Here is a 26,045-nt window from a genome sequence, read left to right on the forward strand (position 1 = left end):
TCCCGGTGTTAACAACTTGTTTACAATATTCTCGGTGATTATCGGTCGTATCTGTTAAATAAATGTTAACTTTTGTACATTTGGACGCTGAAATTGGTTATAACAATAAATGCTCAATGGAGCTGAGTGAGCAAGCCCGTGAAAGAAAGAAAGTCAAGACCTGTTAATTTAGATTTACAGACCATCCGCTTTCCTATCACAGCAATCGCATCCATCCTGCACCGTGTGTCCGGGGTAATCACGTTTGTTGCGGTAGGTATACTACTTTGGTTACTGTCCATTTCTCTGTCATCCCCAATGGGTTTTATGGAAGCCGCCGATATCGTCGATAGCTTCTTCGTAAAATTCATCCTATGGGGCATTTTAACTGCACTTGCATACCACATTGCTGGTGGTATCCGTCACCTGATGATGGATCTAGGCTACTTTGAAGAGCTAGATTCAGGCACGATGAGCGCGAAAGCTGCTTTTGGTGCGACTGCAGTATTGTCACTATTGGCGGGGATAATGGTATGGTAAAACACGTTTCTTCATTTGGTCGTAACGGTGTGCACGATTTCCTACTGATTCGTGCTACTGCCATCATTATGACTCTATACACGATTTATCTGGTTAGCTTCTGTGCATTCTCAGATATCTCTTACGCATCTTGGACCCAATTCTTTGGTGGCACTTTCACCAAAGTATTCACCATGTTGGCTCTTGTTTCTGTACTGATTCACGCTTGGGTTGGTATGTGGCAAGTGTTCACCGACTATATTAAGTGCGCGAAACTTCGTGGCGCATTACAACTTGGTGTTATTGCCGTTCTATTCGGTTATGTCTTCTCTGGTCTATTTATTTTGTGGGGTGCGTAAGTGTCTATTCCAGTTCGTGAGTTTGACGCCGTAGTAATCGGCGCTGGTGGTGCAGGTATGCGCGCTGCATTACAAATTTCAGAGCAAGGCCTTTCATGTGCTTTGCTATCTAAAGTATTCCCAACTCGTTCTCATACAGTATCTGCGCAGGGTGGTATCACCGTTGCTCTAGGTAACTCGCACAAGGATGATTGGCAGTGGCACATGTACGATACCGTAAAAGGTTCTGACTACATTGGTGACCAAAACGCTATCGAATACATGTGTAAGAATGGTCCTGAGTCTGTTATCGAACTAGAAAAAATGGGTCTTCCATTCTCTCGTTTTGATAACGGTTCTATCTATCAGCGTCCATTTGGCGGTCAGTCAAAAGAGTTTGGTGGTGAGCAGGCTGCACGTACAGCAGCAGCGGCAGACCGTACAGGTCACGCGCTTCTTCATACGCTTTACCAACAAAACGTTAAGCACAAGACAACCATTTTTTCTGAGTGGTATGCACTAGACTTGGTGAAAAACCAAGATGGCGCGATCATGGGTTGTACAGCGATTTGTATGGAAACAGGCGAAATCTGTTACTTCAAATCAAAAGCAACCATTCTTGCTACTGGTGGTGCAGGTCGTATCTACGCTTCAACAACTAACGCACACATCAACACTGGTGATGGTGTTGGTATGGCTCTACGTGCGGGCGTTCCGATGCAAGATATGGAAATGTGGCAGTTCCACCCGACGGGTATCGCTGGCGCAGGTGTTCTTGTAACAGAAGGTTGTCGTGGTGAAGGTGGTTATCTTCTGAACAAAGACGGCGAACGTTTCATGGAACGTTACGCTCCAAACGCGAAAGACCTTGCTGGTCGTGACGTGGTTGCTCGTTCAATGATGATCGAAATCCGTGAAGGTCGTGGTTGCGATGGCCCATGGGGTCCACACATTAAACTGAAACTGGATCACCTTGGTAAAGAAGTGCTTGAGTCACGTCTACCTGGTATCTGTGAACTGTCTCGTACATTCGCGCACGTTGATCCAGTTAAAGAACCAATTCCTGTAATCCCGACCTGTCACTACATGATGGGTGGTGTTCCAACTCAGGTTTCTGGTCAAGCAATTAAACAGCTTGCTGATGGCAGCGAAGCGGAAGTTCAAGGTCTATTCGCTTGTGGTGAAATCGCTTCTGTATCGGTTCACGGTGCAAACCGTCTAGGTGGTAACTCACTACTAGACTTGGTGGTATTCGGCCGTGCGACAGGTCTTCACCTTGGTGAAACACTAGCAGCACAAGTTGAAGCTCGTCCTGCGACTGAATCTGACATCGAAGCTTCTCTGGCGCGTACTATGCGTTGGGAAAACAGCACAGGTGGCGAAGATCCAGTGCAAATCCGTAAAGATCTGCAAAGCTGCATGCAAAACAGCTTCTCGGTATTCCGTGAAGGTGATGCGATGGCAACAGGTCTGGAAGAGCTTAAAGTTATCCGTGAACGTCTAAAAGATGCTCACCTAGCGGACAAGTCTTCAGAGTTCAACACTCAGCGTATTGAGTGTCTAGAGCTAGATAACTTGATGGAAACAGCGTTCTCAACAGCAGTTGCTGCGAACTACCGTACGGAAAGCCGCGGTGCGCACGCTCGTTTCGACTTCCCAGATCGTGATGACGAGAACTGGCTATGCCACTCAATCTACAACCCGGAAACTGAAGCGATGACTAAGCGTGATGTTAACATGACGCCAGTACACCGTGACGCGTTCCCGCCGAAAGTACGTACATACTAAGGGAGGATATGACTATGAAACTGAACTTCTCTTTGTACCGTTACAACCCGGATGTAGACACTAAGCCTTACATGAAAGACTACACACTTGATGTAGAAGAAGGCTCAGACATGATGGTTCTGGATGCGTTGATTCTGCTTAAAGAGCAAGATCCAAGCATCGCATTCCGTCGTTCATGCCGTGAAGGTGTTTGTGGCTCTGACGGCCTGAACATGAACGGTAAAAACGGCTTGGCATGTATCACACCATTGTCTGCACTACAAGGCGACAAGATCGTAATTCGTCCACTACCAGGTCTACCTGTGGTACGTGATCTTATTGTTGACATGACGCAGTTCTATGATAACTATGCGAAAGTTAAGCCATTCTTGATCGATGATGGTGCATTACCACCTTCTCGTGAGAATCTGCAGTCACCAGATGACCGTGCTCATTTAGATGGTTTGTACGAATGTATCATGTGTGCATGTTGTACAACTTCTTGTCCGTCATTCTGGTGGAACCCGGACAAATTCATCGGTCCTGCAGGTCTTCTAGCGGCTTACCGTTGGTTAATTGATAGCCGCGATACGGCAACAGATGAACGTTTGTCTGATCTTGATGACGCATTTAGCGTTTTTCGTTGCCATGGCATCATGAATTGTGTAAGTGTTTGTCCGAAAGGACTTAACCCGACGAAAGCAATCGGCCATATCAAGTCGATGCTGGTAAATCGCTCGGTGTAATTGACTCGTAGATGAACCAGTTGCAGTGTTGTGTAAAGTAAACCCCATCACTGCGCTGCAACTGCATAACTCGAGTAGACGAATATTAAAATTGCCGATTTTTTAAGTCGGCTATTTATAGCTCGGCGTAGACCGAAGCAAACGTGAAAACTACTGGTTAAGGGAAAATATGCACAACGGCGTGATGAAGGCATGGCTCGAGTCTTCACACTTGGCTGGCGCCAATGCAACGTATGTAGAGGAACTCTACGAACTGTATCTAAGTGATCCCGATCTGGTAAGTGAGGAGTGGAAACGTGTTTTTGATGGCTTGCCTAAGCCTTCAAAAGAAGTGGCAGAACAGCCGCACTCACGTGTCCGTGACTACTTCCGACGACTCGCTCAAGAAACAAAGCATTACAATGTCCAAGTTAGTGACCCAGATGTCGATGCAAAACAAGTAAAAGTTCTACAGCTAATCAACGCATACCGTTTCCGCGGACACGAAGCTGCAGAATTAGATCCACTAGGTCTATGGCAACGTCCAACCGTTGCTGAGTTGGATCCAGCATTTCATAATCTTACCGAAGAAGATTTCGAAGAAACTTTCAACGTAGGTTCTTTTGCTATTGGGCAAGAAACCATGAAGTTGAGAGACATTTACGAAGCCCTCAAAAAAACTTACTGTGGTTCCATCGGTGCTGAATACATGCACATGACTGACACAGAGCAAAAGCGTTGGATTCAACAACGTCTTGAGTCTGTCGTAGGCCAGCCATCATTCAACAACGATGAGAAACGTACTTTCCTAGAAGAGCTAACAGCAGCTGAAGGCCTTGAGCGTTACTTAGGCGCAAAATTCCCGGGTGCAAAACGCTTTTCTCTAGAGGGTGGTGACGCGCTTATCCCAATGACCAAAGAATTGATCCGTCATGCAGGTAACAGTGGCATGCGCGAAGTGGTTATTGGTATGGCACACCGTGGTCGTTTGAACATGTTGGTGAACGTACTCGGTAAGAAACCACAAGATCTGTTCGATGAATTTGCAGGCAAGCATGATGAAACGTGGGGAACGGGTGACGTTAAATACCACCAAGGTTTCTCTGCCGACTTCGCGACTCCGGGTGGCGATGTTCACTTAGCGCTAGCATTTAACCCATCGCACTTAGAAATCGTAAACCCAGTGGTTATCGGTTCTGTGCGCGCCCGTCAAGACCGTTTGGGTGATAAAGAAGGCAGTAAAGTTCTTCCTATCACTATTCACGGTGACTCAGCTGTTGCTGGCCAGGGCGTAGTTGCGGAAACATTCAACATGTCTCTGTCGCGCGGTTTCTGCGTTGGTGGTACGGTTCGCGTTGTTGTTAACAACCAAGTAGGTTTCACGACATCTAACCCACGTGATACTCGCTCGACCATGTACTGTACTGATATCGCTAAGATGGTACAGGCACCGATTTTCCACGTTAATGCTGATGATCCAGAAGCGGTTGCGTTTGTTACGCGTATCGCATTGGATTACCGTAACGAGTTTAAACGTGATGTAGTTATTGACTTGGTATGTTACCGCCGTCATGGCCACAACGAGGCAGATGAGCCAAATGCAACTCAGCCTTTGATGTACCAAAAAATCAAGAAACACCCAACACCACGTAAGCTTTACGCCGATGTTCTGATCGATAAAAACGAATCAGATATTGAAACTGCAACTCAGTTAGTCAACGAATATCGTGATGCGCTTGACCGCGGTGAAGTTGTGGTGAAAGAGTGGCGTCCAATGGCATTGCACTCTGTTGACTGGTCTCCATACCTAGGTCACGAGTGGGACATGCAATGGGACTCTCAATACGACAAACAACGTCTGGTTGAGCTTGGTACTCGTCTATGTCAGTACCCAGAAAGTCATAAGTTACAAAGTCGAGTAAACAAGCTTTACAACGACCGTTTGGCAATGATGACTGGTGAAAAAGCGATTGACTGGGGTATGGCGGAAACACTGGCTTACGCAACTTTGGTTGACGATGGCAAGCGTATCCGTATTTCTGGTCAGGACTCGGGTCGTGGTACTTTCTTCCACCGTCACTCAGTTCTTCACAACCAAACAGACGCAAGCACATACATTCCGTTAGCAAACGTTCATGACAAGCAAGGTCCTTTCCAGGTATTCGACTCTGTATTGTCAGAAGAAGCGGTATTGGCGTTTGAATACGGCTACGCAACCGCAGAGCCAGGCGGCCTAACGATTTGGGAAGCACAGTTCGGTGATTTTGCGAACGGCGCTCAAGTGGTTATCGACCAATTTATCTCTTCTGGTGAACAGAAGTGGGCTCGTCTATGTGGCTTAACGATGCTTCTGCCTCACGGCTATGAAGGTCAGGGTCCTGAGCACTCATCTGCGCGTCTAGAGCGTTACCTACAGTTGTGTGCAGAGCAAAACATGCAGGTAGTTGTTCCTTCAACGCCAGCGCAGGTTTACCACATGATTCGACGTCAGGTTGTACGCCCAATGCGTCGACCACTGATTGTAATGTCTCCTAAATCATTGCTTCGTCATCCACTTTGTACGTCTACTATCGAAGACCTTGCAGAAGGTACTTTCCAGGCGGCTATTCCAGAAATCGATAAACTGGAAGCAAGCAAAGTGAAACGCGTTGTATTCTGTTCCGGTAAGGTTTACTTCGACCTACTTGAACAGCGTCGCAACAACGAGCAAGAAGACGTCGCAATTGTGCGTATTGAACAGCTTTACCCATTCCCGATGGAAGAAGTACAAGCCGCTATTGCTCAATACACAAATGTTGAAGACTTTGTGTGGTGTCAGGAAGAGCCTCAGAACCAAGGTGCTTGGTACTGTAGTCAACATAACTTCCGTGCCGCTATTCCTGCAGGTGCAAATCTTAAATACGCAGGTCGCCCAGCTTCTGCTTCGCCAGCAGTTGGCTACATGTCGGTGCACTTGAAACAACAAAAAGCGTTGGTTGAAGACGCTCTGAACGTGAACTCAAAAACTTCGAATTAAGAACTAGAAGTTAAAGGAAGAAACAGATATGACAATTGAAATTCTGGTTCCAGATTTACCTGAATCAGTTGCAGATGCAACCGTTGCGACATGGCACAAACAACCAGGCGACGTTATTGAGCGTGATGAAGTACTGGTTGATATCGAAACAGATAAAGTAGTACTAGAAGTGCCAGCTCCAGAAGCTGGTGTTTTAGAAGCTATTGTTGAATTAGAAGGTGCGACGGTACTGTCAAAGCAGCTTCTGGCTAAAATCAAGCCGGGTGCAGTTGCTGGTGAACCAACAGCAGATAAAACGGAAGGTACACAAGCATCTCCAGATAAGCGTCACAAAGCGGCACTTACTGAAGAGAGCAATGATGCGCTAAGCCCAGCAGTTCGTCGTCTTCTGGCTGAACACAACCTAGAAGCTGGCCAAGTGAAAGGCACTGGTGTTGGCGGTCGTATCACTCGTGAAGATATTGAAGCGCACCTAGCAAACGCAAAAGCTGCAACAAAAGCTGAAGCGCCAGTAGTTGAAGCTCCAGCAGCGGCACGTAGTGAAAAACGCGTACCGATGACTCGCCTACGTAAGACAGTTGCTAACCGTCTTCTAGAAGCGAAAAACAGCACAGCGATGCTAACGACGTTTAACGAAGTGAACATGAAACCAATCATGGATCTTCGTAAGCAGTACAAAGACCAGTTCGAAGAGCGTCACGGTACACGTCTAGGCTTCATGTCTTTCTACGTGAAAGCCGTAACTGAAGCGCTAAAACGTTACCCAGAAGTAAACGCGTCTATCGATGGCGATGATATCGTTTACCACAACTACTTCGACATCAGCATGGCGGTATCTACGCCACGTGGTCTGGTAACTCCAGTACTGAAAGACTGTGACACGCTAGGTTTTGCTGATATCGAAAAAGGTATCAAAGAGCTAGCGATTAAAGGTCGTGACGGCAAATTAACAGTAGATGAGCTAATGGGCGGTAACTTCACTATCACTAACGGTGGTGTGTTCGGTTCACTAATGTCTACGCCTATCATCAACCCACCGCAATCGGCGATTCTTGGTATGCACAAAATCCAAGAGCGTCCAATGGCTGTGAACGGTAAGGTTGAAATCCTGCCAATGATGTACCTAGCGCTATCTTACGATCACCGTTTAATCGATGGTCGTGAGTCAGTTGGCTTCCTAGTAACCATTAAAGAGCTACTAGAAGATCCAGCACGTCTCCTATTAGACGTTTAATATCGCTAAAACGTCTAGTTGCCTTGCGTAGCTAGACGTTAAAAATTTCAATGGCTAGACTAGCTCGACGTCTGGCCTTCATCTGAATCACTAAGTGATTGATTTGAGAAGACCCTACAGACGTACAAGCAGCCAAGACTGCAGCGTTATGGAAATAATAAATCCCTTTGGGAAAAAACAAACGGAATATCGAAATGAATTTGCATGAATACCAAGCCAAACAGCTGTTTGCAGAATTCGGTTTACCTGTGCCAGAAGGCTACGCGTGTGATACACCACAAGAAGCTTTTGAAGCAGCAGGCCGTATTAGTACAGCTAAGAAAGTCGTTAAGTGTCAGGTTCACGCTGGTGGCCGCGGTAAAGCGGGCGGCGTAGAGCTACACGATACAAAAGATGGCGTAAAAGAGTTTGCGCAAAAGTGGCTAGGTAAGAACCTAGTAACTTACCAAACAGATGCAAATGGTCAGCCTGTAACAAAAATCCTTGTTGAAGAAGCATCAAACATTGCAAACGAACTTTACCTAGGTGCGGTAGTTGACCGTGCTAGCCGTAAGATCGTTTTCATGGCTTCTACTGAAGGCGGTGTGGAAATCGAAAAAGTTGCGGAAGAAACTCCGGAGCTAATCCACAAAGCAGCAATCGATCCACTAGTCGGCCCACAAGCTTACCAAGGTCGTGAGCTTGCGTTCAAACTTGGTCTTGAAGGTGACCAAATCAAACAATTCGTTAAGATCTTCATGGGTCTTGGCACGATGTTCGCTCAGTACGACCTTGCTCTACTAGAGATCAACCCACTTGTTGTTACTGGCGAAGGCAACCTGCTATGTCTTGACGGCAAAATCAACATCGACTCAAACGCTCTATACCGTCAGCCTAAACTTCGTGAAATGCACGATCCATCACAAGAAGATGAGCGTGAAGCGCACGCAGCTCAGTGGGAACTGAACTACGTAGCACTAGACGGTAACGTTGGCTGTATGGTTAACGGTGCTGGCCTTGCAATGGGTACGATGGATATCGTAAACCTACACGGCGGCAAACCTGCTAACTTCCTAGACGTAGGTGGCGGTGCAACTAAAGAACGTGTTGCAGAAGCATTCAAGATCATCCTATCTGATGACAACGTGAAAGCAGTACTAGTAAACATCTTCGGTGGTATCGTACGTTGTGACATGATCGCAGAAGGTATTATCGGTGCGGTTAAAGAGGTAGGTGTAAACGTACCAGTTGTTGTTCGTCTAGAAGGTACTAACGCAGACCTAGGTCGCGAAGTTCTTGCTAATTCTGATGTTGATATCATTGCTGCTGAGTCGCTAACAGATGCTGCTCAGAAAGTTGTTGCTGCTGCGGAGGCTAAATAATGTCTGTATTAATTAACAAAGACACTAAAGTAATCTGTCAGGGTTTCACTGGTGGTCAAGGTACTTTCCACTCAGAGCAAGCTATCGCATACGGTACGCAAATGGTTGGTGGTGTGTCTCCAGGTAAAGGCGGCCAAACTCACCTAGGTCTACCTGTATTCAACACAGTTCGCGAAGCAGTAGAAGCAACTGGCGCAACAGCGACAGTAATCTACGTACCAGCACCTTTCTGTAAAGATGCAATCCTAGAAGCGATTGACGCAGGTATCGAGCTAATCGTAACTATCACGGAAGGTATCCCTACAACAGATATGATCGACGTAAAAGTGAAGCTAGAAGAAACTGGCGTTCGCATGATCGGTCCTAACTGTCCGGGTGTTATCACTCCTGATGAGTGTAAGATCGGTATTATGCCTGGTCACATTCACAAGAAAGGTAAAGTGGGTATCGTATCTCGTTCTGGTACACTTACTTACGAAGCAGTTAAGCAAACTACAGACGAAGGCTTCGGTCAGTCTACGTGTGTTGGTATCGGTGGTGACCCAATCCCAGGTTCAAACTTCATCGACATCCTGAAACTGTTCCAAGAAGACCCAGAAACTGAAGCGATCGTAATGATCGGTGAAATCGGCGGTACAGCAGAAGAAGAAGCGGCAGCGTTCATCAAAGAGAACGTGACTAAGCCAGTTGTTTCTTACATCGCTGGTGTAACTGCGCCTCCTGGTAAGCGTATGGGTCACGCTGGTGCGATCATCTCTGGTGGTAAAGGTACTGCTGAAGACAAGTTCGCTGCACTAGAAGAAGCTGGCGTTAAGACAGTTAAATCTCTAGCAGAGATCGGTAAAGGTCTACGCGAAGTAACAGGCTGGTAAATTCCAACCTGTTAGAATACAAAAGCCTGGCATCGCCAGGCTTTTTTGATCGTGGAGTTTGGTTAAGAATGAAGACAAGTAAAGCGAGTGAAACTTCGCAATAATCAAACTCAAACAGACAACATTCTTATACTTTGCGTTGGATGATTTGGCTTAGCATAAACAGCGAAGTTGCGCTTATCACAACGGAAGGGCCGGCTGGTGTGTCAAAGTGCCAGGACAGGCTTAACCCCATCAATACAGAAATCGAACCGATAATGGAGGCAAACAGCGCCATCTGTTCTGGTGTGGAAGACAGTTTTCGAGCCGTTGCTGCTGGGATAATAAGCAGTGATGTCATGATCAATGCACCAACAAACTTCATGCCCACTGCAATCACAACGCCTACCATCAACATCAGTACCAGACGCACAAGATCGGTATTCACGCCTTCCACTGCGGCAAGCTCTTCGCTGACCGTGCTCGATAGCAATGGGCGCCAGAAAATGTATAAACATGCACTAACGGCAACAACACCCGCATAAATAAATATCAGGTCCTGCAATGAAACAGCGAGCAAATCACCAAATAAGTAACTCATCAAGTCAACGCGCACGTTATCCAGAAAGCTAACCGATACTAAGCCTACTGATAGTGAGCTGTGAGCCAGAATACCAAGTAAGGTGTCAGTGGCGACCAATTGTTGCTTTTGTAGTGTTACCAGCAGTACGGCGAGAGCCAAACAGCACACGAGTAGAGCCAGGTAAATGTTCACATTAAGCAAAAAACCGAGCGCCAGACCCATTAGAGAGGCGTGGGCTAGTGTGTCGCCAAAGTAGGCCATTTTTCGCCAGACGACGAATGAGCCTAATGGCCCTGCGATAATTGCGATGCCAATACCGGCAAGAATAGAAGGGAGCAGAAACTCAATCATGGTGATGGTGTCCATGGTTATGCTTGGCGCAAGATGATGCATCACCGGAAACCGGATCACCGGACAGATCGTGATGGTGATGATGGTCGTGATGATAAAAGGCTAGTGATTCTCTACCCGCATTGCCAAATAAGGCGATGTAAGATGGATCTTGGGTAATTGTTGCGGGAGAACCGGAGCAGCAAACGTGGTGATGTAAGCAAATCACATCATCAGTTTTAGCCATCACCAAATGCAAATCATGGGAAACCATAAAAATAGCGCAATCAAAGCGGTGACGAATGCTCTCTATTAGATCATACAGGTCAATTTGTCCCTGAATATCCACACCTTGAGCGGGTTCATCAAGAACAAGAAGCTCAGGACGCTGAAGCAAAGCTCGTGCGAGGAGGACACGCTGATTTTCACCACCAGACAGACTGTGCATATTGCTGCTGATTAGGTGCTCAGCGCCGACAAGCCTCAGTGCATCAATACACTCTTGCTTGCTGTATTTGCCTGCCAAATTTAAAAAGCGAGTGACATTTAATGGTAAAGAGTCATTGAGCTTTAACTTTTGTGGGACGTAACCAATTTTTAATTTCTTTTTTTTAGATAATTTCCCACTAGTTGGCTTCTGGAGCCCTAAAATGACTTTTACTAGAGTTGATTTCCCAGCGCCGTTGGGGCCAATCAGGGTCGTTATTTTACCCTTGGTTAATTCCATGCTGATGTTGTCCAGAACTTTGCGCTCATCGAACTCGACGCATAAGTGTTCCAGATGGACTAATGAGGACATGAATGAAACTCGTTTGCAAATCAATAATGTTATAATGTAACATTATTGCACTTTCCACTCGATATCCCAAGTAAAACTATGAAAAGAGCTTTAATTCTTATTGCTTCGGCAATGCTAACGTTACCTGCGCAGGCGGTGACAGTGCTTACCAGTATAAAACCTATTCAATTGGTGGTGGCAGAGCTAACCCAAGGCGTGACGGAGCCAGAGGTATTGCTCCAGTCAAATACTTCCCCGCATGATTACGCTCTGCGTCCTTCAGATGTGAAGAAAGTCGCTTCAGCTGATCTGGTCATTTGGTACGGACATGACTTAGAGCCTTTTCTTGAGAAAGTCGTGGCAGGAAAAGCAAATACAATGACAATCAGTGCTATTCCGGATTTGGCATTACGTGAATTTGATCATGACAACCATGATCACGACGGGCATAACCATGGCTCTTACGACCCGCATTTTTGGCTTGGCGTTGAACCAGTCAAACAAGTCGCTAACGCATTGGCGGAAAAGCTTATCGAGATTGACTCTACTAACGCGAATAAATATAGAGAAAACCTTTCTCACTTTGAAGCGCAATTAGCCGCAACGGATAGTGAAATTAAGCGCAAGCTCAATACAGTAAAAGATAAAGGCTACTTTGTATTTCATGATGCTTATGGCTACTTTGAACAGCACTATCAACTGAATCAACTTGGTGCCTTTACTGTAAGTCCAGACCGTAAGCCAGGTGCGAAAACATTGATTGAAATACGTAAAGCGCTCAGTTCTGGAGATGTTGCCTGTGTGTTCTCGGAACCACAATTTACCCCAGCAGTCGTTGAAAGCGTAATGCGTGGCAGTAATGTGGCTAAAGGTGAGTTAGATCCGTTAGGCAGCTCAGTTGAATCTAAACCGGGAAGTTACTTCACTTTTCTGTCAGGTATGGCAGATAGCTTCGAGCAGTGTTTAGGCAACAAATAGTTATAGGGTTGTTATTCTCTGTGGGAATTTTCTTTTTTTACGTGATCCAGCAGTAAGAATTGCAACCTTTGGTAAGGCGAGCCTTTTATCAACAGCCAATTGAGATATTATTATCCAATAATTAGCGACTCGAAATAACCATGTCGAGGAAGACATGAAATGTGACGAGTCGGCATAAATATAGATATTAAAGGTTTCGTCTTGCTACGCTATCTGGCTCTATTACTCGTTGGAGCCGTTATTTCATGTCATGCATTTGCGTTTAATAAAGCCAATGCGATTTTTTACCCTTTGCCTACGCAGGTTAAGGGGACTTTTGTTGCGGCGGAAAATTTGTATTTAGGCGAGCAAGGTGGCCTTTGGATACACGACGTGCATGGACGCGTTTTATTCTATGATGGCCAGAATATACTTCCTAAATCAGGCAGTTTTTTGAAGAGCCCTGTCAAGCAACTTGCCTACAATAAAGGTGCGTTTTGGACTTTCGTTGAGAATGAAGTCTACCAAACCTATCCAAATCAAGAGCGGCGTTTGGTGTTCAGCCTTAACCCCGGCTCCCAAATCAGAAAGATCGGCGCTTCTAACCACTATATCTGGGTTAGTGATGGTGCACACTTTTATACTTACCATATAGAAACCAGTGAGTTAAAAACGTATTCATTACTCCATCTTTATCATCATAGTAACAACAGTTACGTCTATATTAATGATGCGATTTTTATAGAAAATAAATGGGCACTTGCCACGACTTCGGGCTTCTATCTGTCTGAAGGAAACGCCTTTGATCATGTCGCTGAATCTGGTCAGAACTACATTGAAAAAATCTACTACTCTCCTACACGACGGGAAATATTGGTTGGGACGCTTCGGGGAGCGTTGGTTTTCAATATCAATGAGCCGAATAAGCAAGTTACCCAAGTCGGCGGGTCACATGTATTAACGTTTGCTGAGACCAACCAAGAGTATTGGGTTGGGACGGAGCACGGGTTGTACTTATATTCCTTTTTGACTGGGGAGGTGACGGAAGTTGAATCCTCGAGTTTCCTAGAGTTAGAGCTGGACAGTAATAAGATTTTCTCGCTGTTGAGTGACAACATGGGAGGGATGTGGATAGCAACGGGACAGGGGATCCGTTACTACTCCATGTTCAGTAAAAAGTTTGAGCGAATTACCTTCAGTAGTTACGATTCACAAACACTATCGGGAAGAATTCGTAAAACAGTGACGGGACCTGATGGTGCCTTGTGGTTTGCAGATGATTACAAACTCTACCGGAGAGGATTGCACGGAAACGAAATAATCCTCGAGTCTCACACTCCAATCAATGATCTCGTGTTTCAAGAAGGATTGCTTTGGCTCGCAACCTCAGAAGGGTTGAAAGTATTCGATCTTGATGGTTTAAAAGAGCTCTCTTTTCCTTACTTACAAGTAATGGCAGGACATGCGGTTGAACACCTTGCTGCTGATGATGCTTCACGTCTTTGGGTTGCGAGCGGCTATCAATTGTATAACGTTGATATCGCCAATCAACGGGTAAGGAATCTAGGCAGTGAATGGTTGGTTAGCCAGTACTTACCTGCAAAAATAACAAGCTTGTACGATACGCAAGATCGATTATTGATTGGTACTGATCACGGTGTTTATGAATATGACAATGAACAAATTCGCTTTAAGCGTTTCTCGGAAAAATTCGGTGAATCTCTAGATATTCTAACTGCTGCTGACGGAAACCTTTGGTTTGCTTCGTCTTATGGTTTATTTAAAACGGTTAATGTCGGTGATTCAGAGCAAGTTGTAGAGTTGAGTGTTTCTAATGCCAAACCTGCCTGCATGATCGGTGACGCTCAAGGTGTCTGGCTTGCTTCGTCTGTCGGGCTGAGCTACTACCATCTTTCTGGAGAGTTGGTAAAGCATTTCTCTTCTTCATCCGGTTTGATAAACAATGAGTTTCTGCCAGGAATATGTACTGTAATACAGGGAGATCAGGATAGCGAGCTAGTGCTTGGCTCGAAGTATGGTCTGGTCAAAGCCAAAGCCTCAACTCTGAGGGTCTCCAACGCCCCTGAGTCCACGTTTATCGTTAGCCAGGTAGTGCATGAAAATGAAGTTATTCAGGTAGGAAGTGCCAACCTTGATGGCGTTGAATTACCTTATGGCTCATCATTAAGCTTCCGCTTTGGCACCATGCCAAGGCCCGATAGCCAAAACTTGTATTATCGATTGAGTGATGGTGAGCCTTGGCAAACATTGGAAGGCGGACAACTTACCTTAGAACACCTTAATTCTGGCGAGTATCATCTTCAGGTAAGTAGCCAGTCTCAAGTTGCTGCGGGTCTGATTGGATTAGAGTCTCGCTTTAAGGTAAAGCAACCATGGTATTTATCTTCTCTGGCGATATTTGCTTTCCTAGCGGCTACGCTCATTATTATGGGTTTACTCACGTATTGGCGCTCTCGCTATATGGTTCAAGTCAATCGGGCGTTGGCCGCACAAGTTACTCTCAAAACCAATCAGCTCAGACACCAAAGCCGTGTACTGCTCGCCAGCAACCAACAACTTCGCAAGCAGATCCAAGTGAGAAACCTGTTGGTTGATCATGTTGCTCAATCAATCAAATCAAGCGTTGATCATCTTGCTTCTAAATATCCCCAGGCAATTGATGCGCTAACGCAAGATCATTTTGCTAAAGCCTATTGGCAATTAAATGAATTGAGAAGTGTTCCGGATGAATCTTGTGGCGGCAGCCAAAACTACAATTTGAGCCAAATAACCCAATCTGTAGTGGATGTATGGAAAGAAGACTTTTCGAAAGCGGGTATCCTGGTTGAGATTATTGACGAAAACAAATCGAGTAGAATCGCTCTGGAGAGCTTCAACCTAGACGTCATTTTTAACAGTATTTTTGCCAATATCATTAAGCGTTCATATCGCGGACAAACGGTCAAAATCATGCTGTCTGAAGGAAGTGAATCGGTATGGTTAAATTTTATAGACTACGGTAGCCAATTGACGAACAAGGTATCGTTAAGTCGGGCTTCAAGTGGGAATGCTAACGATCTGGGAATAGACAGCATCTCACAATTAGTCAGTGAGAGTGGGGGGCATTTAGCGGTATTTACTTCCGAGTCGCAGAACAAAATTGAGATCACATGGCCAGTCGCTCAAGAGCTTAGTCATGTAGATGAGCCTTTATCAGAGTTTGCGCCAGATAAAGAGCTTGAAGACTTAGTTAGCCCGGAAGATGAGTGGTTGCAAAAGGTTTACCAGCTTGTGGCTGAGCATTACCACGATGCTGAGTTCGGTACTGCATCTGCGGCAAAAATGTTATTTATGTCGGAACGCAGTTTGCAAAGGCGTTTCAAATCAGCCTCGTCAAGAACGTTAAAAGATTATCTAACAGAAGTACGCTTAGAAACCGCCTGTGAGCAGCTACTCGCCGGAGAGAAAATCAGTGAAGTTGCATTTAATTGTGGTTTCAACGACCCGTCTTACTTTAGCCAGAAGTTCAGATTATATTTTGGCTTGCCTCCTTCTAAGTTTGCACTGACTCAAGAGAACCAATAAGTCACGTCATGCTACTTGCCGTTTTGGCTCCCGATAGCTCTCTGAGTTAAGTGGCCGATATTTATCTCTCGGTTCTTTTCTGGCGAAAATTAAAGCTAATTTTTGCCTCTCAGAACTGTCCCCATTTTTCTTTTTTAAGCTCAGCGCTTCTCCCTATCTAGTAATTCAACTCAACGTCTTCACGGCTTGGCATCATGCAGTCGTCGTTGGATGGTGTTGTCTTAGAAAGAGACATTATTGTGTCATTACGCTTTCCAACGCTCACTTGGTTAGTGCCAGATTATTTAAGTTGCTGACATGTCTAAAGCTAACGTGTGTCTTTGTCTATTAGTGTAAAGCTATATCGATTAGGGAAGTAAATGTGTGGTTTGAGTAGTGGTTTAATAGGGAGGGAACAATGAAAAAAAATATCGTGGTATAGCCGGGGGGACTATACCACGGGTGTCAAGGACACCTTCGCTTGCTGCCGGAGTGGCATGAGACATGCCACCTCTGGAATACATTTGAGAGGTCGCCCTCTCGATGAGTTAACTATACGAGGGGTTACTTATTTTTCTTATAAAAATAACGACACATTAATGTGAAAAAAGCGACAATATTTGGGTGATTAATTTAAGTTTATGATATATAAGAAATAATTATATTTTCAGCTTTGATTCTTATCGTTCGGATAAAGATAAAAAACGCCAATAAAGATAGTTTTGACGAAATTGACGTGTCCAAACTTGACGAAGTTGACGTTTAAAGGAGGGTGACAACAATTATGGTAACTTTGATTTCACACAATAAATCAATGGAGACATAGGAGTAATATTGCAGCATCAATTTATTAAATGAAAATATTTATCATTAGCAATAATCATGTTGGAGCCATAATGAAGCTATCAGAAATTATACCCGGCGATTCGGTGACTATTCGTTTATTAGATGGTCTTTCACCTGACGTAAGAAAAAAGCTAATGGTAATGGGGCTATTGCCTAACACAGTAGTCAAAGTTATTAGGCGCGCTCCAATGGGTGACCCATTACAAGTTGAAGTTCGTGGTGTGTCTGTTGCAGTAAGAGAGACGATTGCTCAAAAAATCGAAGTGGAGAGGGTGTAATGCAGTATCAAGTACTTACGGTAGGTAATCCTAATAGTGGCAAAACGACTCTTTTTAATGGTTTAACAGGCGCAAAGCAACAGGTCGGTAACTGGGCTGGTGTGACTGTCGAGAAAAAGACGGGTCAATTTAAACATGCCGGTGACCAGTTTTTGCTTACAGACCTTCCTGGCATTTACTCATTAGACAGCGGAAATGATAGCAACAGTATCGATGAATCAATTGCTTCACGTGCGGTACTAACTCATCCAGCAGATTTGATCATCAATGTTGTCGACGCCACAAGTTTGGAGCGCAGTCTATACATGACGCTGCAGCTTCGCGAGCTTGGTCGTCCGATGATTGTCGTTCTGAACAAGATGGATGCGCTAAAGCGCGAACGTCAAGTAATTAACGTGGCCGAGTTAGAGAAGACATTGGGGTGCCCGGTTCTCAGTTTGTCGGCGACGGACAAAAAACAAGTCGCAGAATTTAAAGAACGATTGCACAAATCCATCATTCAGGGTGTTGCGCTTAAAGAGATGTCGTTGAACTATGGTCAACAAATGGAAGCGGCGATTGAAAAAGTTTCGATGCTTTTTAGTGATCAAACCGTCTCTCATCGTGCGCTTGCTATTCGCGCCTTAGAAAAAGACACCCTGGTTCTAAACAGTCTTTCAGAAAGTGATAGAAGCACGGTTTTAGAGTCGATTGCAAAGCTTGATCTGGATATTGATTTACATGTTGCGGATATCAAATATACGCATTTGCATGAAAAGTGTAAGAAGATTCGCCGTAGTGAGGGCAAACTTAGTCGCAGTGTGACAGAAAAGCTAGACCAATTTATCTTAAATAAGTGGATAGGTATTCCGTTTTTCTTTGCTGTCATGTATTTGATGTTTATGTTCTCGATTAATATCGGCAGCGCATTTATTGACTTCTTTGATATCGGAGTCGGTGCGTTACTGGTTGATGGTGGCCATTACCTACTTGATGATCACTTACCTGTATGGCTAGTGACTGTGCTTGCAGATGGTATTGGTGGTGGTATTCAAACGGTCGCTACCTTTATTCCAGTCATTGCTTGTCTATATTTATTCCTCGCAGTACTAGAAAGCTCTGGTTACATGGCTCGCGCGGCGTTTGTTCTGGATAAAGTGATGCAGAAAATCGGCTTGCCAGGTAAAGCCTTTGTACCGCTTGTTTTAGGGTTTGGCTGTAATGTCCCGTCTATTATGGCTACCCGAACTCTTGATCAAGAACGTGAACGTAAGCTGGCAGCATCCATGGTTCCGTTTATGTCTTGTGGTGCTCGCCTACCTGTTTACGCATTGTTTGCAGCAGCGTTCTTCCCTGATTCAGGTCAAAACGTTGTATTTGCGCTTTACCTGCTTGGTATTGTGGCTGCCATTTTCACCGGCCTGTTCCTTAAAAATACCCTTTACCCGGGTAGCAGTGACAGCTTTGTCATGGAAATACCTAATTATGAGCTACCGACACTGCAGAATGTTGTGATTAAAACCTGGCAAAAGCTCAAGCGTTTTGTACTCGGGGCAGGTAAAACCATTGTTATTGTGGTGGCGCTGCTTAGCTTCCTAAACTCACTTGGTACTGATGGCAGCTTTGGTAATGAAGATAGCGAGAAATCTGTACTTTCAAAAGCGTCACAGGTTGTCACCCCCGTGTTTGCGCCAATTGGTATCGAAAAGGATAACTGGCCTGCGACAGTGGGTATTATTACTGGTATCTTCGCGAAAGAGGCCGTAGTCGGTACGCTGAACAGCTTATACACCACGCCGACTGACGGCGACGAAGCGGAATACGACCTAATAGGTAGCTTAGAAGAAGCGGTCATGAGTATACCTGAGAACCTTGCCGGTCTTAGTTACTCAGATCCATTAGGCATCGAGGTTGGTGACTTAACCGATTCATATGCGGTAGCAGAAGAGCAAGAAATTGATGCCTCTATTTTTGGCAACATTAAATCTCAGTTTGTTTCTGGCCATGCTGCATTTGCATACTTAATCTTCATTCTGCTGTACACGCCATGTGTTGCTGCAATGGGGGCGTATGTGCGTGAATTTGGTAGCAACTTTGCACGCTTTATTGCGGTGTGGACGATGGGGTTAGCTTATCTGGCGGCGACTTTCTATCATCAAATGATGCACTTTGCGGACAGTCCTATTACCAGTGGGGTATGGATGGCAGTGATCGTGGCGATTTTCTTTGCTACTTATCGTGTCTTTAAGCGCATTGGTAAGAAACAGCAAGGTTCTCTGGAGGCACAAGTGGCATGATCTTAAAACAGCTTTATCAATATATTGAAGATAACGGCGCGGTGTCGCAGTCAGAGTTGGCAAAGCAGTTTGGTATGAGTGAAGATGGCGCCGACGCAATGCTGAGTGTGTGGATTAACAAAGGTCGTATTACCCGTTTGGTTGACACCAATAAAGCGCATCATGTGACTCGCGTGCGTTATGCGGTGACGCGGCAAGATGGACTATCACTGACAGTGACGATGTAAACCGTCGGACATAAAGAAGCCGCCATATTAACGGGCGGCTTTTTCGTCTCTGGAGTCTGCGCCAGATCTATACTTTTTGGAAAATAGAACTGAGTGACAATACATTCTGAATGCGCCCAAGGACTTCATCTTGCTCTTCGTCACTGCGGAACTCACCTTTGGTGTTGCCCCACACAGGCCCGGGCCAAGCGACGTCATCTTTAAAGCGTGCGATATGATGAATATGCAGTTGAGGCACCATGTTACCCAGTGCTCCCATGTTGAGCTTGTCTGGAAGGAATGTCGCTTCAAGAGCTTGGCTCACCGCCTGAGACTCTAACAAGAACTGTCTCTGATCGTGCATGGGTAAGTGGTGCAACTCTTTTAAGTTTGCACGCTTGGGAACCAGAATTACCCAAGGTACGGCATTATCTTTATGTAGCAGAGCAACGCAAAGTGGAAAATGACCAATAACAGTAGTGTCTTTTGCTAGTTGAGGGTGCAGTTCAAAACTCATTTTGTTTTCCAATTCATTTTTAATTGTATTGATTGAATTCAGTATAAACAAAAAGGCTGACGCTCTCACGTCAGCCTTTGTTTTTAAGCGTTAGCTAAGATTCGCTTACATGCGCTCTAGCGTTTCGATACCTAGTAGAGACAGACCTTGCTTGATGGTCTTCGCTGTTAGTGCAGCAAGCTTCAGACGGCTTTGTTTAACGGCTTCGTCTTCTGCAACTAGGATAGGGCACGCTTCGTAGAAGCTTGAGAACTGACCAGCTAGTTCAAACAGGTAGCTACACATAATGTGTGGTTGACCTTCGCGAGCGACAGATTGAACCGCTTCTTCGAACTGTAGAAGTTTTGCGATGAGCGCTTTTTCTTTCTCGTCAGTAACCTGGATATCACCTTGAAGGTCATCCATGGCAACCCCTGCTTTTGCAAAGATAGAAGCAACACGAGTGTATGCATACTGCATGTATGGTGCAGTATTGCCTTCGAACGCAAGCATGTTATCCCAGTCAAACACGTAGTCAGTCGTACGGTGCTTAGAAAGGTCTGAGTATTTAACTGCTGCCATCGCAACTGTTTTAGAGATCTTCTCTTTCTCTTCTGCATCTAGCTCTGGGTTCTTAGATTCGATCAGCTGCGCTGCACGAACTTCTGCTTCATCAAGAAGGTCCGCTAAACGTACTGTACCGCCCGCACGAGTCTTGAATGGCTTACCATCTTTACCTAGCATCATACCGAATGCGTGGTGCTCAAGAGAAACTGACTCAGGCACGTAACCAGCTTTACGAACAATAGTCCAAGCCTGCATTAGATGTTGGTGCTGACGAGAGTCAATGAAGTAAAGTACGCGGTTCGCGCCCAGTTCTTCGTAACGGTATTTCGCACATGCGATATCTGTTGTGGTGTACAGGAAGCCGCCATCGCGTTTTTGAACGATAACGCCCATCGGCTCACCGTCTTTGTTCTTGTACTCGTCTAGGAAAACAACTTGCGCGCCGTCATCTTCAACCGCAAGACCTTGCTCTTTTAGGTCTGCAACAATCTTAGGTAGCATGTCGTTGTACATGCTCTCACCCATAACGTCTTCACGAGTTAGTGAAACGTTTAGACGGTCGTAGTTGCGTTGGTTTTGGATCATGGTTACGTCAACCAGTTTCTTCCACATTTCTGCGCAGAACTCGTCGCCGCTTTGTAGTTTCACCACGTAGTTGCGCGCTTTAACTGCGAACTCTTCGTCTTCATCATAAAGCTTTTTAGATTCGCGGTAGAAGGCTTCAAGGTCAGCCAACTCCATAGACACTTCGCCAGACTCTTGTTGTACACGCTCAAGGTTAGCGATAAGCATACCGAACTGAGTACCCCAGTCACCGATGTGGTTCGCACGAATCACTTTATGACCTAAGAACTCAAGAGTACGTACAACAGCGTCACCAATGATGGTTGAACGCAGGTGACCAACGTGCATTTCTTTTGCAACGTTTGGAGCCGAGTAGTCAGCGACGATAGTTTGCGCTTCTTCTTCTGCTACACCCAGACGTGAATCTGCTAGTGCTGCATCCGCTTGTTTCGCCAAGAACTCTTCGCTTAGGAAAATGTTGATAAAACCAGGGCCAGCGATTTCTGTTTTGCTCGCGATGCCGTCAAGGTCTAGAACATCCAGTACTTTCTGTGCAAATTCTCGTGGGTTAGTACCCAGTTTTTTAGCAACGCCCATTACGCCGTTTGCTTGGTAGTCACCAAATTGTGGCTTTGCTGATTGACGAACGGCTGCAGGGCTGCCTGCAGGTGCGCCAGCGGCTTCTAGAGCCTGAGATACTTTGTCATTAATAAGTGCTTGGATATTCACACGAGTTTCCTTCAATTCGAGGACTAAGAACCCGTTATAATCGGAGTCGAGTTCTGTTGGAGTTCACAAAAATGGCGCTAATGATAACAACTTTATTGCTTTTCATACAGAGAGGATTTGGGGAAATTTATACTTTTTCGACTGAATGGAAATGGACATCCAAACAAGCCCTGCCTCGCTGAACCCATCATAGTGAAGCTATTTGGGTATAAGGCGCTTTAGGTTTACTATTGCGACTCTATAAAAGACAAAATCCTCCTTTCAGAGAATACCGATGACGACTGAATTAGTAGAAAAACGCTTAACACCCGAATTGATGCTCCAAGACTTGGACGCGTTTGTGGAAAAAATTGAAGAACTGGCTTCAATGCTTCACTTGGATTTGAGTTTGGCTCAGGCTGACCATATTGCGTTGCGTATCAACGACTCTCAAACTGCGCAACAAGCTCATCAGGCATGGGTTCAGTACGGTAAAGTCATTTCTCAGGCGCAAATCAATGGCCGTCCAATCATCGTGATTGAGTTTGAAAACATGCTAGAAAGCCGGGGCTGGAAAATTGAGTGTTTGGAATTACCGTATCCGGCAGAAGGTAAAATTTACCCAACAGAAGGTTGGGAGCATGTAGAGTTTGTCATCCCGTCTCATGCGGATACGGCGGATGAGTTTCTCGCTGATCTAAGACACACTTACCCGGATTTCGGTGCGCAGTTTGAAAAGTTGGCAGAGATTGGCGTGAAAACCAAATTATCGAGTCCGAAAGGGGAAGGGGAACGCCTCAACAACCCAACGGTGGCATTTAAATACCAAGGGGTGTGTATCAAACTTCATCCGCATTCACTAAAGGCGATTGTCGAGTCTGAAGCATAAAAGCAAGAACGTTAGAGTTGAGAGGTTGGCTTATTACTGCCGTCTCAACAAGTTCGTTGGTGATCTCCTCTGTTGTAGAAGATGAAAAGGGAGCTGAGGCTCCCTTTAAATTAGCGAATTATTTCTTAGTCAGTGACTTACCCGTTGGGTTTGAGATGGAAAGCTTTTTGCCTTGCAACTCTTCGCCCAAAGGTAATGTGAAGGTCTTTGAAAACGGCATTCGTTTACAATGATCCATTTTGTCTCTGACGATGGTGACCAGAACCTCTGTTTGAGAATTTTGCTCCACTCTCAGGCTAAAGTCATCGTTTTGACTACAGCCGGTCGACTCAGCGATAAATGAAATCGTACTCTCACTCACTCGGTAAGCTTCAACCATCATTGCTTGGTGCTCAGATGTGAGACCTTCTTGCATCTCTGCATTCGCTGAGCAAGCGGCCAAGCCGATAGAGCTCAAGCCAAGCAGTACTGTTTTGAATGCATATTTCATCTGATTATCCTCTTTTTCGGCGAAGGAATGAGCCAGCAGCCAGCAGCATTAACAGACCAATAGAGAAGCTGCCGCCTGAGCTGGATTTGCTCTTAACACTATTATCGCCATCGTTATCCGCGCTAGCCGCCATTTTGATATTACGAATATACGCTTGTGCGTTATAACCACCACTTGATGCATTGTTTTTCACGTAAGCCAACATAACCGTATTTGACTTTCTGTAAAGATCGGCTGAAACCTCGGTGTAATCTAGAAGCTGGTTGGTGTAATCATACATTTGACCATTAATATAGACGACAAAATAGTCAAAACCATCGGATAACACTTTTAGTTCCATCGTCAGTTTGCCTTTAGGCAGATCGGTGAGGTACAAGATAGACTCACCAGTAGCAGCGCCCATATCTGCAGAGTGAAGTTCTCCATTTACGGCTTTCCAAGCGTATTCATTAGTAAAGACCTTCGCGTTTGTCAGCGAAACGGCACTGCTCAACGAGTTGCTGGCCTTATCAACACCCATATATTCAAAGGTGGTCGAAAGCTTAGGTAGTTTTGGGTGATCGGTGGTAACTTCAATCGTTTCTACTGAAGCTGCATAAGTTGGGTAGTAGCCCACCGTAATTTGACAACTTTCAGAAGGACTCAGGGTCTCTATACAAGTGTTTTCGGCAATCGTTAGTCCGCTTGATAGGGTAACATTAGTGATGTTGAGTGGAGAATCTACCTCGTCATTACGAATGGTAAAGGTCTCCTGTTGAGCTTTTCTCTCAACCAGACGAAGATCGCGATACTGGGTATAGCTGATGGTATTACGATGGCTATCTATCCAGCCGTTGTGCTGAAAGTGAGCCACGTTGGCGTAAACGCCATAGGCCTCAGGTTGAGCACACCCTTCACCCCAACTAACCACACCCAGCAGTTTGTTGATGCCGTTATCATCGACAATGAGTGGTCCGCCGCTATCTCCTTGACAGCTGTCTTTTCCTCCCGAGATGTACCCAGCACAAATGCCATCATCTGATACATTGGAATAATTTCCCTCCAGATTTTGGCACGTAGCGCGGTCTACATATTCCAGATCCACTTGTTGTAGCACGGTTGGGAATACTGTACCTGTGGTCGAGGTATTGCCCCAGCCCGCGACATGGAGCTTGTCCCCTGCTTGCACACTATCTAACACTGTAGGTGTTGCTAAGTCGATAGTCGCGCTATCGACACTATGTGCAAGTTCGATAAGGGCGATATCGTTGTTCGTTGTATAGCTATTATAGGCGTGATGTGTATAGATATTTTGAACTGCGATACGCTGCGCTTGAGACTCATTTGTTTGGTCGTAGAGGCCAAGCACGATATCGATATCATCTGCATTGGTGTCTGCAACACAGTGCGCTGCGGTTAATACGTATTTTCCGCCAAGGAAACTACCACCACAGAAGTGGCCAAGGTAGGCTGGCTGGTCTTTATGTACGATTGAAGCAATAAATCTCCAGTCTGTTGTATTGGCTGGCTCTCCGCCAATAATTCGTGTGGATACATCATTCTGAAAAGGATTAAGAGTGTCAGTATCTGCCATTGTGGTCGCAGGTAAAGTCATCCCAATCAGAAAAGCCACTAACGTTTTTTTCATTTTAATTCCTCGTTATTAAATTGGTTTATTATAAGGAGCTTGATTTATAAACCAAATTATTCGTTAGGTAAATGATTGTAAGTAAATGGAAAAATTTCGGCGCAGATCGCTTCGTTAAAACGCTAAAAGCTCAGGATAGTGCTGAAAAGACAAAACCCGCCAAAGAGGCGGGGTTATTTGTCGTTCTGGTATGTGACGTAAGAGGTTATTACAGAATCACGGTCTTATTGCCGTAGACAAAGACATGGTCATTCAACACTTTATTAAGCGCTTTACTTAAGACGTTCTTCTCGACATCACGACCTGCTTGCGCCATGTCCTGTGCACTAAAGTTGTGGTCGACAGGAATTACGTCCTGCTTAATGATCGGGCCTTCGTCCAAATCATTGGTCACAAAGTGCGCTGTAGCACCGATGATCTTAACCCCACGGTCATAGGCTTGTTGGTAAGGCTTCGCACCAATAAACGCTGGTAAGAAACTGTGGTGAATGTTGATGATTTTGTGGTGGTATTTCTCAACAAATGACGGAGTTAATACGCGCATGTACTTCGCTAGAACGATGTAGTCCGCATCGTATTGGCCGATGACTTCGAGCATTTTTTGTTCGTGCTCTTCGCGGCTGAGATCCTCATGCGTCACATAGTGATAAGGAATATCAAATCGCTCAGTCAGCGTTTGCAGTTTGTCGTAGTTACCAACGACCGCCGCGATTTCAACATCTAAGCCACCATCGTAATTTTTCATCAGAATATCGCCCAGACAATGCGCTTCTTTCGTTACCAAGATAACGATACGCTTACGGCGGGAGCTAACCAACGTGCGTTTTGCACCGGCAGGTAAAGCCTGGTCTAAATCGGCGAGAAGAGTGTGATCGTTGAAGTAACCTTCCAACTCTGTGCGCATGAAAAAGTGCCCGCTGGTATTATCAACAAACTCGTTATTGTGAATGATATTTAGTTGATGCTTGTAACAAATGTTAGTGATTTTTGAGATTAAACCCGGAGCGTCTGAACAATGGGTTAACAGGGTTTTCTTTTCCATAAACTAGGGACTTCCATGCAATAAAAATGAAGCGTACGAAAAGTGCGTTGGCTG

General features: G+C 45.2%; 21 protein-coding genes. 14 read left to right on the forward strand and 7 right to left on the reverse strand.

Annotated features, from left to right (window positions below; genetic code table 11):
• Positions 1–126 precede the first annotated feature (126 nt).
• The 8 genes from sdhC to sucD all read left to right on the forward strand — a co-directional run bounded on the left by sdhC (position 127) and on the right by sucD (position 9,811).
• Entirely contained in the window at positions 127–519 is a 393-nt protein-coding gene (gene sdhC / locus VEJY3_RS03995; protein ID WP_014231146.1) for a succinate dehydrogenase cytochrome b556 subunit, read from the forward strand.
• Complete coding sequence (gene sdhD, locus VEJY3_RS04000) at positions 513–857, forward strand: succinate dehydrogenase, hydrophobic membrane anchor protein (RefSeq protein ID WP_014231147.1); 345 nt, start codon at positions 513–515, stop codon at positions 855–857. Before sdhC ends, sdhD begins: the two co-directional genes overlap by 7 nt.
• Complete coding sequence (gene sdhA / locus VEJY3_RS04005; protein ID WP_014231148.1) at positions 858–2,624, forward strand: succinate dehydrogenase flavoprotein subunit; 1,767 nt, start codon at positions 858–860, stop codon at positions 2,622–2,624.
• 14 nt (positions 2,625–2,638) lie between these two features.
• On the forward strand, positions 2,639–3,349 hold the full coding sequence (locus tag VEJY3_RS04010) for a succinate dehydrogenase iron-sulfur subunit (protein WP_014231149.1): 711 nt from the start codon (positions 2,639–2,641) through the stop codon (positions 3,347–3,349).
• A 169-nt stretch (positions 3,350–3,518) separates the two neighbouring features.
• The gene (gene sucA / locus VEJY3_RS04015; RefSeq protein ID WP_014231150.1) at positions 3,519–6,344 is read left to right on the forward strand and encodes a 2-oxoglutarate dehydrogenase E1 component; all 2,826 of its coding nucleotides are present in this window, start codon (positions 3,519–3,521) and stop codon (positions 6,342–6,344) included.
• Positions 6,345–6,372: 28 nt separating this feature from the next.
• Positions 6,373–7,578: a 2-oxoglutarate dehydrogenase complex dihydrolipoyllysine-residue succinyltransferase gene (gene odhB / locus VEJY3_RS04020; RefSeq protein WP_014231151.1), complete on the forward strand. Its 1,206-nt coding sequence runs from the start codon at positions 6,373–6,375 to the stop codon at positions 7,576–7,578.
• A gap of 194 nt (positions 7,579–7,772) precedes the next feature.
• A complete protein-coding gene (gene sucC / locus VEJY3_RS04025) occupies positions 7,773–8,939 on the forward strand; it encodes an ADP-forming succinate--CoA ligase subunit beta (protein WP_014231152.1) in 1,167 nt (388 codons plus the stop codon).
• On the forward strand, positions 8,939–9,811 hold the full coding sequence (gene sucD, locus VEJY3_RS04030) for a succinate--CoA ligase subunit alpha (RefSeq protein ID WP_014231153.1): 873 nt from the start codon (positions 8,939–8,941) through the stop codon (positions 9,809–9,811). The genes sucC and sucD overlap by 1 nt, the downstream gene beginning before the upstream one ends.
• A gap of 127 nt (positions 9,812–9,938) precedes the next feature.
• On the opposite strand, the gene znuB is transcribed toward sucD, so the two are convergent.
• Together znuB and znuC are read right to left on the reverse strand one after the other, a co-directional pair.
• Entirely contained in the window at positions 9,939–10,724 is a 786-nt protein-coding gene (znuB, locus tag VEJY3_RS04035) for a zinc ABC transporter permease subunit ZnuB (RefSeq protein ID WP_014231154.1), read from the reverse strand.
• Positions 10,717–11,502 carry a zinc ABC transporter ATP-binding protein ZnuC gene (gene znuC / locus VEJY3_RS04040; RefSeq protein WP_014231155.1) on the reverse strand — a complete coding sequence of 262 codons (786 nt, stop codon included), beginning with the start codon at positions 11,500–11,502 and terminating at the stop codon, positions 10,717–10,719. The genes znuB and znuC overlap by 8 nt, the downstream gene beginning before the upstream one ends.
• A gap of 78 nt (positions 11,503–11,580) precedes the next feature.
• On the opposite strand from znuC, the gene znuA reads away from it, so the two are divergent.
• From znuA to VEJY3_RS04065, 5 genes are all read left to right on the forward strand, one after another.
• Positions 11,581–12,459: a zinc ABC transporter substrate-binding protein ZnuA gene (gene znuA / locus VEJY3_RS04045; RefSeq protein WP_014231156.1), complete on the forward strand. Its 879-nt coding sequence runs from the start codon at positions 11,581–11,583 to the stop codon at positions 12,457–12,459.
• A gap of 201 nt (positions 12,460–12,660) precedes the next feature.
• On the forward strand, positions 12,661–16,023 hold the full coding sequence (locus tag VEJY3_RS04050; RefSeq protein ID WP_014231157.1) for a helix-turn-helix domain-containing protein: 3,363 nt from the start codon (positions 12,661–12,663) through the stop codon (positions 16,021–16,023).
• An 875-nt stretch (positions 16,024–16,898) separates the two neighbouring features.
• A complete protein-coding gene (locus tag VEJY3_RS04055; protein WP_014231158.1) occupies positions 16,899–17,126 on the forward strand; it encodes a FeoA family protein in 228 nt (75 codons plus the stop codon).
• The gene (feoB, locus tag VEJY3_RS04060; RefSeq protein WP_014231159.1) at positions 17,126–19,402 is read left to right on the forward strand and encodes a Fe(2+) transporter permease subunit FeoB; all 2,277 of its coding nucleotides are present in this window, start codon (positions 17,126–17,128) and stop codon (positions 19,400–19,402) included. The genes VEJY3_RS04055 and feoB overlap by 1 nt, the downstream gene beginning before the upstream one ends.
• Entirely contained in the window at positions 19,399–19,629 is a 231-nt protein-coding gene (locus tag VEJY3_RS04065) for a FeoC-like transcriptional regulator (protein ID WP_014231160.1), read from the forward strand. Before feoB ends, VEJY3_RS04065 begins: the two co-directional genes overlap by 4 nt.
• Positions 19,630–19,696: 67 nt before the next feature.
• Here the strand turns inward: VEJY3_RS04065 and VEJY3_RS04070 are convergent, their stop codons facing one another.
• Positions 19,697–20,125 carry an HIT domain-containing protein gene (locus VEJY3_RS04070; RefSeq protein ID WP_014231161.1) on the reverse strand — a complete coding sequence of 143 codons (429 nt, stop codon included), beginning with the start codon at positions 20,123–20,125 and terminating at the stop codon, positions 19,697–19,699.
• Positions 20,126–20,230: 105 nt separating this feature from the next.
• A complete protein-coding gene (argS, locus tag VEJY3_RS04075; RefSeq protein ID WP_014231162.1) occupies positions 20,231–21,964 on the reverse strand; it encodes an arginine--tRNA ligase in 1,734 nt (577 codons plus the stop codon).
• 274 nt (positions 21,965–22,238) lie between these two features.
• Between argS and VEJY3_RS04080 the strand changes: the two genes are divergently transcribed.
• Positions 22,239–22,832 carry a VOC family protein gene (locus tag VEJY3_RS04080; protein ID WP_014231163.1) on the forward strand — a complete coding sequence of 198 codons (594 nt, stop codon included), beginning with the start codon at positions 22,239–22,241 and terminating at the stop codon, positions 22,830–22,832.
• A 118-nt stretch (positions 22,833–22,950) separates the two neighbouring features.
• On the opposite strand, the gene VEJY3_RS04085 is transcribed toward VEJY3_RS04080, so the two are convergent.
• From VEJY3_RS04085 to purU, 3 genes are all read right to left on the reverse strand, one after another.
• A complete protein-coding gene (locus VEJY3_RS04085; protein ID WP_014231164.1) occupies positions 22,951–23,322 on the reverse strand; it encodes a hypothetical protein in 372 nt (123 codons plus the stop codon).
• 4 nt (positions 23,323–23,326) lie between these two features.
• Positions 23,327–24,949: a trypsin-like serine protease gene (locus tag VEJY3_RS04090; RefSeq protein ID WP_014231165.1), complete on the reverse strand. Its 1,623-nt coding sequence runs from the start codon at positions 24,947–24,949 to the stop codon at positions 23,327–23,329.
• A gap of 208 nt (positions 24,950–25,157) precedes the next feature.
• Positions 25,158–25,991, reverse strand: coding sequence for a formyltetrahydrofolate deformylase (gene purU / locus VEJY3_RS04095; RefSeq protein WP_014231166.1), 834 nt, complete (start codon positions 25,989–25,991; stop codon positions 25,158–25,160).
• Positions 25,992–26,045: the final 54 nt, after the last annotated feature.

The sequence above is a fragment of the Vibrio sp. EJY3 genome, assembly GCF_000241385.1.
Taxonomy (GTDB): domain Bacteria; phylum Pseudomonadota; class Gammaproteobacteria; order Enterobacterales; family Vibrionaceae; genus Vibrio; species Vibrio natriegens.

Coding starts and splice junctions, on each gene's coding strand:
- sdhD (WP_014231147.1), top strand. CDS start 513: ATGGTAAAACACGTTTCTTCATTTGGTCGTAACGGTGTGCACGATTTC.
- VEJY3_RS04010 (WP_014231149.1), top strand. CDS start 2,639: ATGAAACTGAACTTCTCTTTGTACCGTTACAACCCGGATGTAGACACT.
- sucA (WP_014231150.1), top strand. CDS start 3,519: ATGCACAACGGCGTGATGAAGGCATGGCTCGAGTCTTCACACTTGGCT.
- odhB (WP_014231151.1), top strand. CDS start 6,373: ATGACAATTGAAATTCTGGTTCCAGATTTACCTGAATCAGTTGCAGAT.
- sucC (WP_014231152.1), top strand. CDS start 7,773: ATGAATTTGCATGAATACCAAGCCAAACAGCTGTTTGCAGAATTCGGT.
- sucD (WP_014231153.1), top strand. CDS start 8,939: ATGTCTGTATTAATTAACAAAGACACTAAAGTAATCTGTCAGGGTTTC.
- znuB (WP_014231154.1), bottom strand. CDS start 10,724: ATGATTGAGTTTCTGCTCCCTTCTATTCTTGCCGGTATTGGCATCGCA.
- znuC (WP_014231155.1), bottom strand. CDS start 11,502: ATGTCCTCATTAGTCCATCTGGAACACTTATGCGTCGAGTTCGATGAG.
- znuA (WP_014231156.1), top strand. CDS start 11,581: ATGAAAAGAGCTTTAATTCTTATTGCTTCGGCAATGCTAACGTTACCT.
- VEJY3_RS04055 (WP_014231158.1), top strand. CDS start 16,899: ATGAAGCTATCAGAAATTATACCCGGCGATTCGGTGACTATTCGTTTA.
- feoB (WP_014231159.1), top strand. CDS start 17,126: ATGCAGTATCAAGTACTTACGGTAGGTAATCCTAATAGTGGCAAAACG.
- VEJY3_RS04065 (WP_014231160.1), top strand. CDS start 19,399: ATGATCTTAAAACAGCTTTATCAATATATTGAAGATAACGGCGCGGTG.
- VEJY3_RS04070 (WP_014231161.1), bottom strand. CDS start 20,125: ATGAGTTTTGAACTGCACCCTCAACTAGCAAAAGACACTACTGTTATT.
- VEJY3_RS04080 (WP_014231163.1), top strand. CDS start 22,239: ATGACGACTGAATTAGTAGAAAAACGCTTAACACCCGAATTGATGCTC.
- VEJY3_RS04085 (WP_014231164.1), bottom strand. CDS start 23,322: ATGAAATATGCATTCAAAACAGTACTGCTTGGCTTGAGCTCTATCGGC.
- VEJY3_RS04090 (WP_014231165.1), bottom strand. CDS start 24,949: ATGAAAAAAACGTTAGTGGCTTTTCTGATTGGGATGACTTTACCTGCG.
- purU (WP_014231166.1), bottom strand. CDS start 25,991: ATGGAAAAGAAAACCCTGTTAACCCATTGTTCAGACGCTCCGGGTTTA.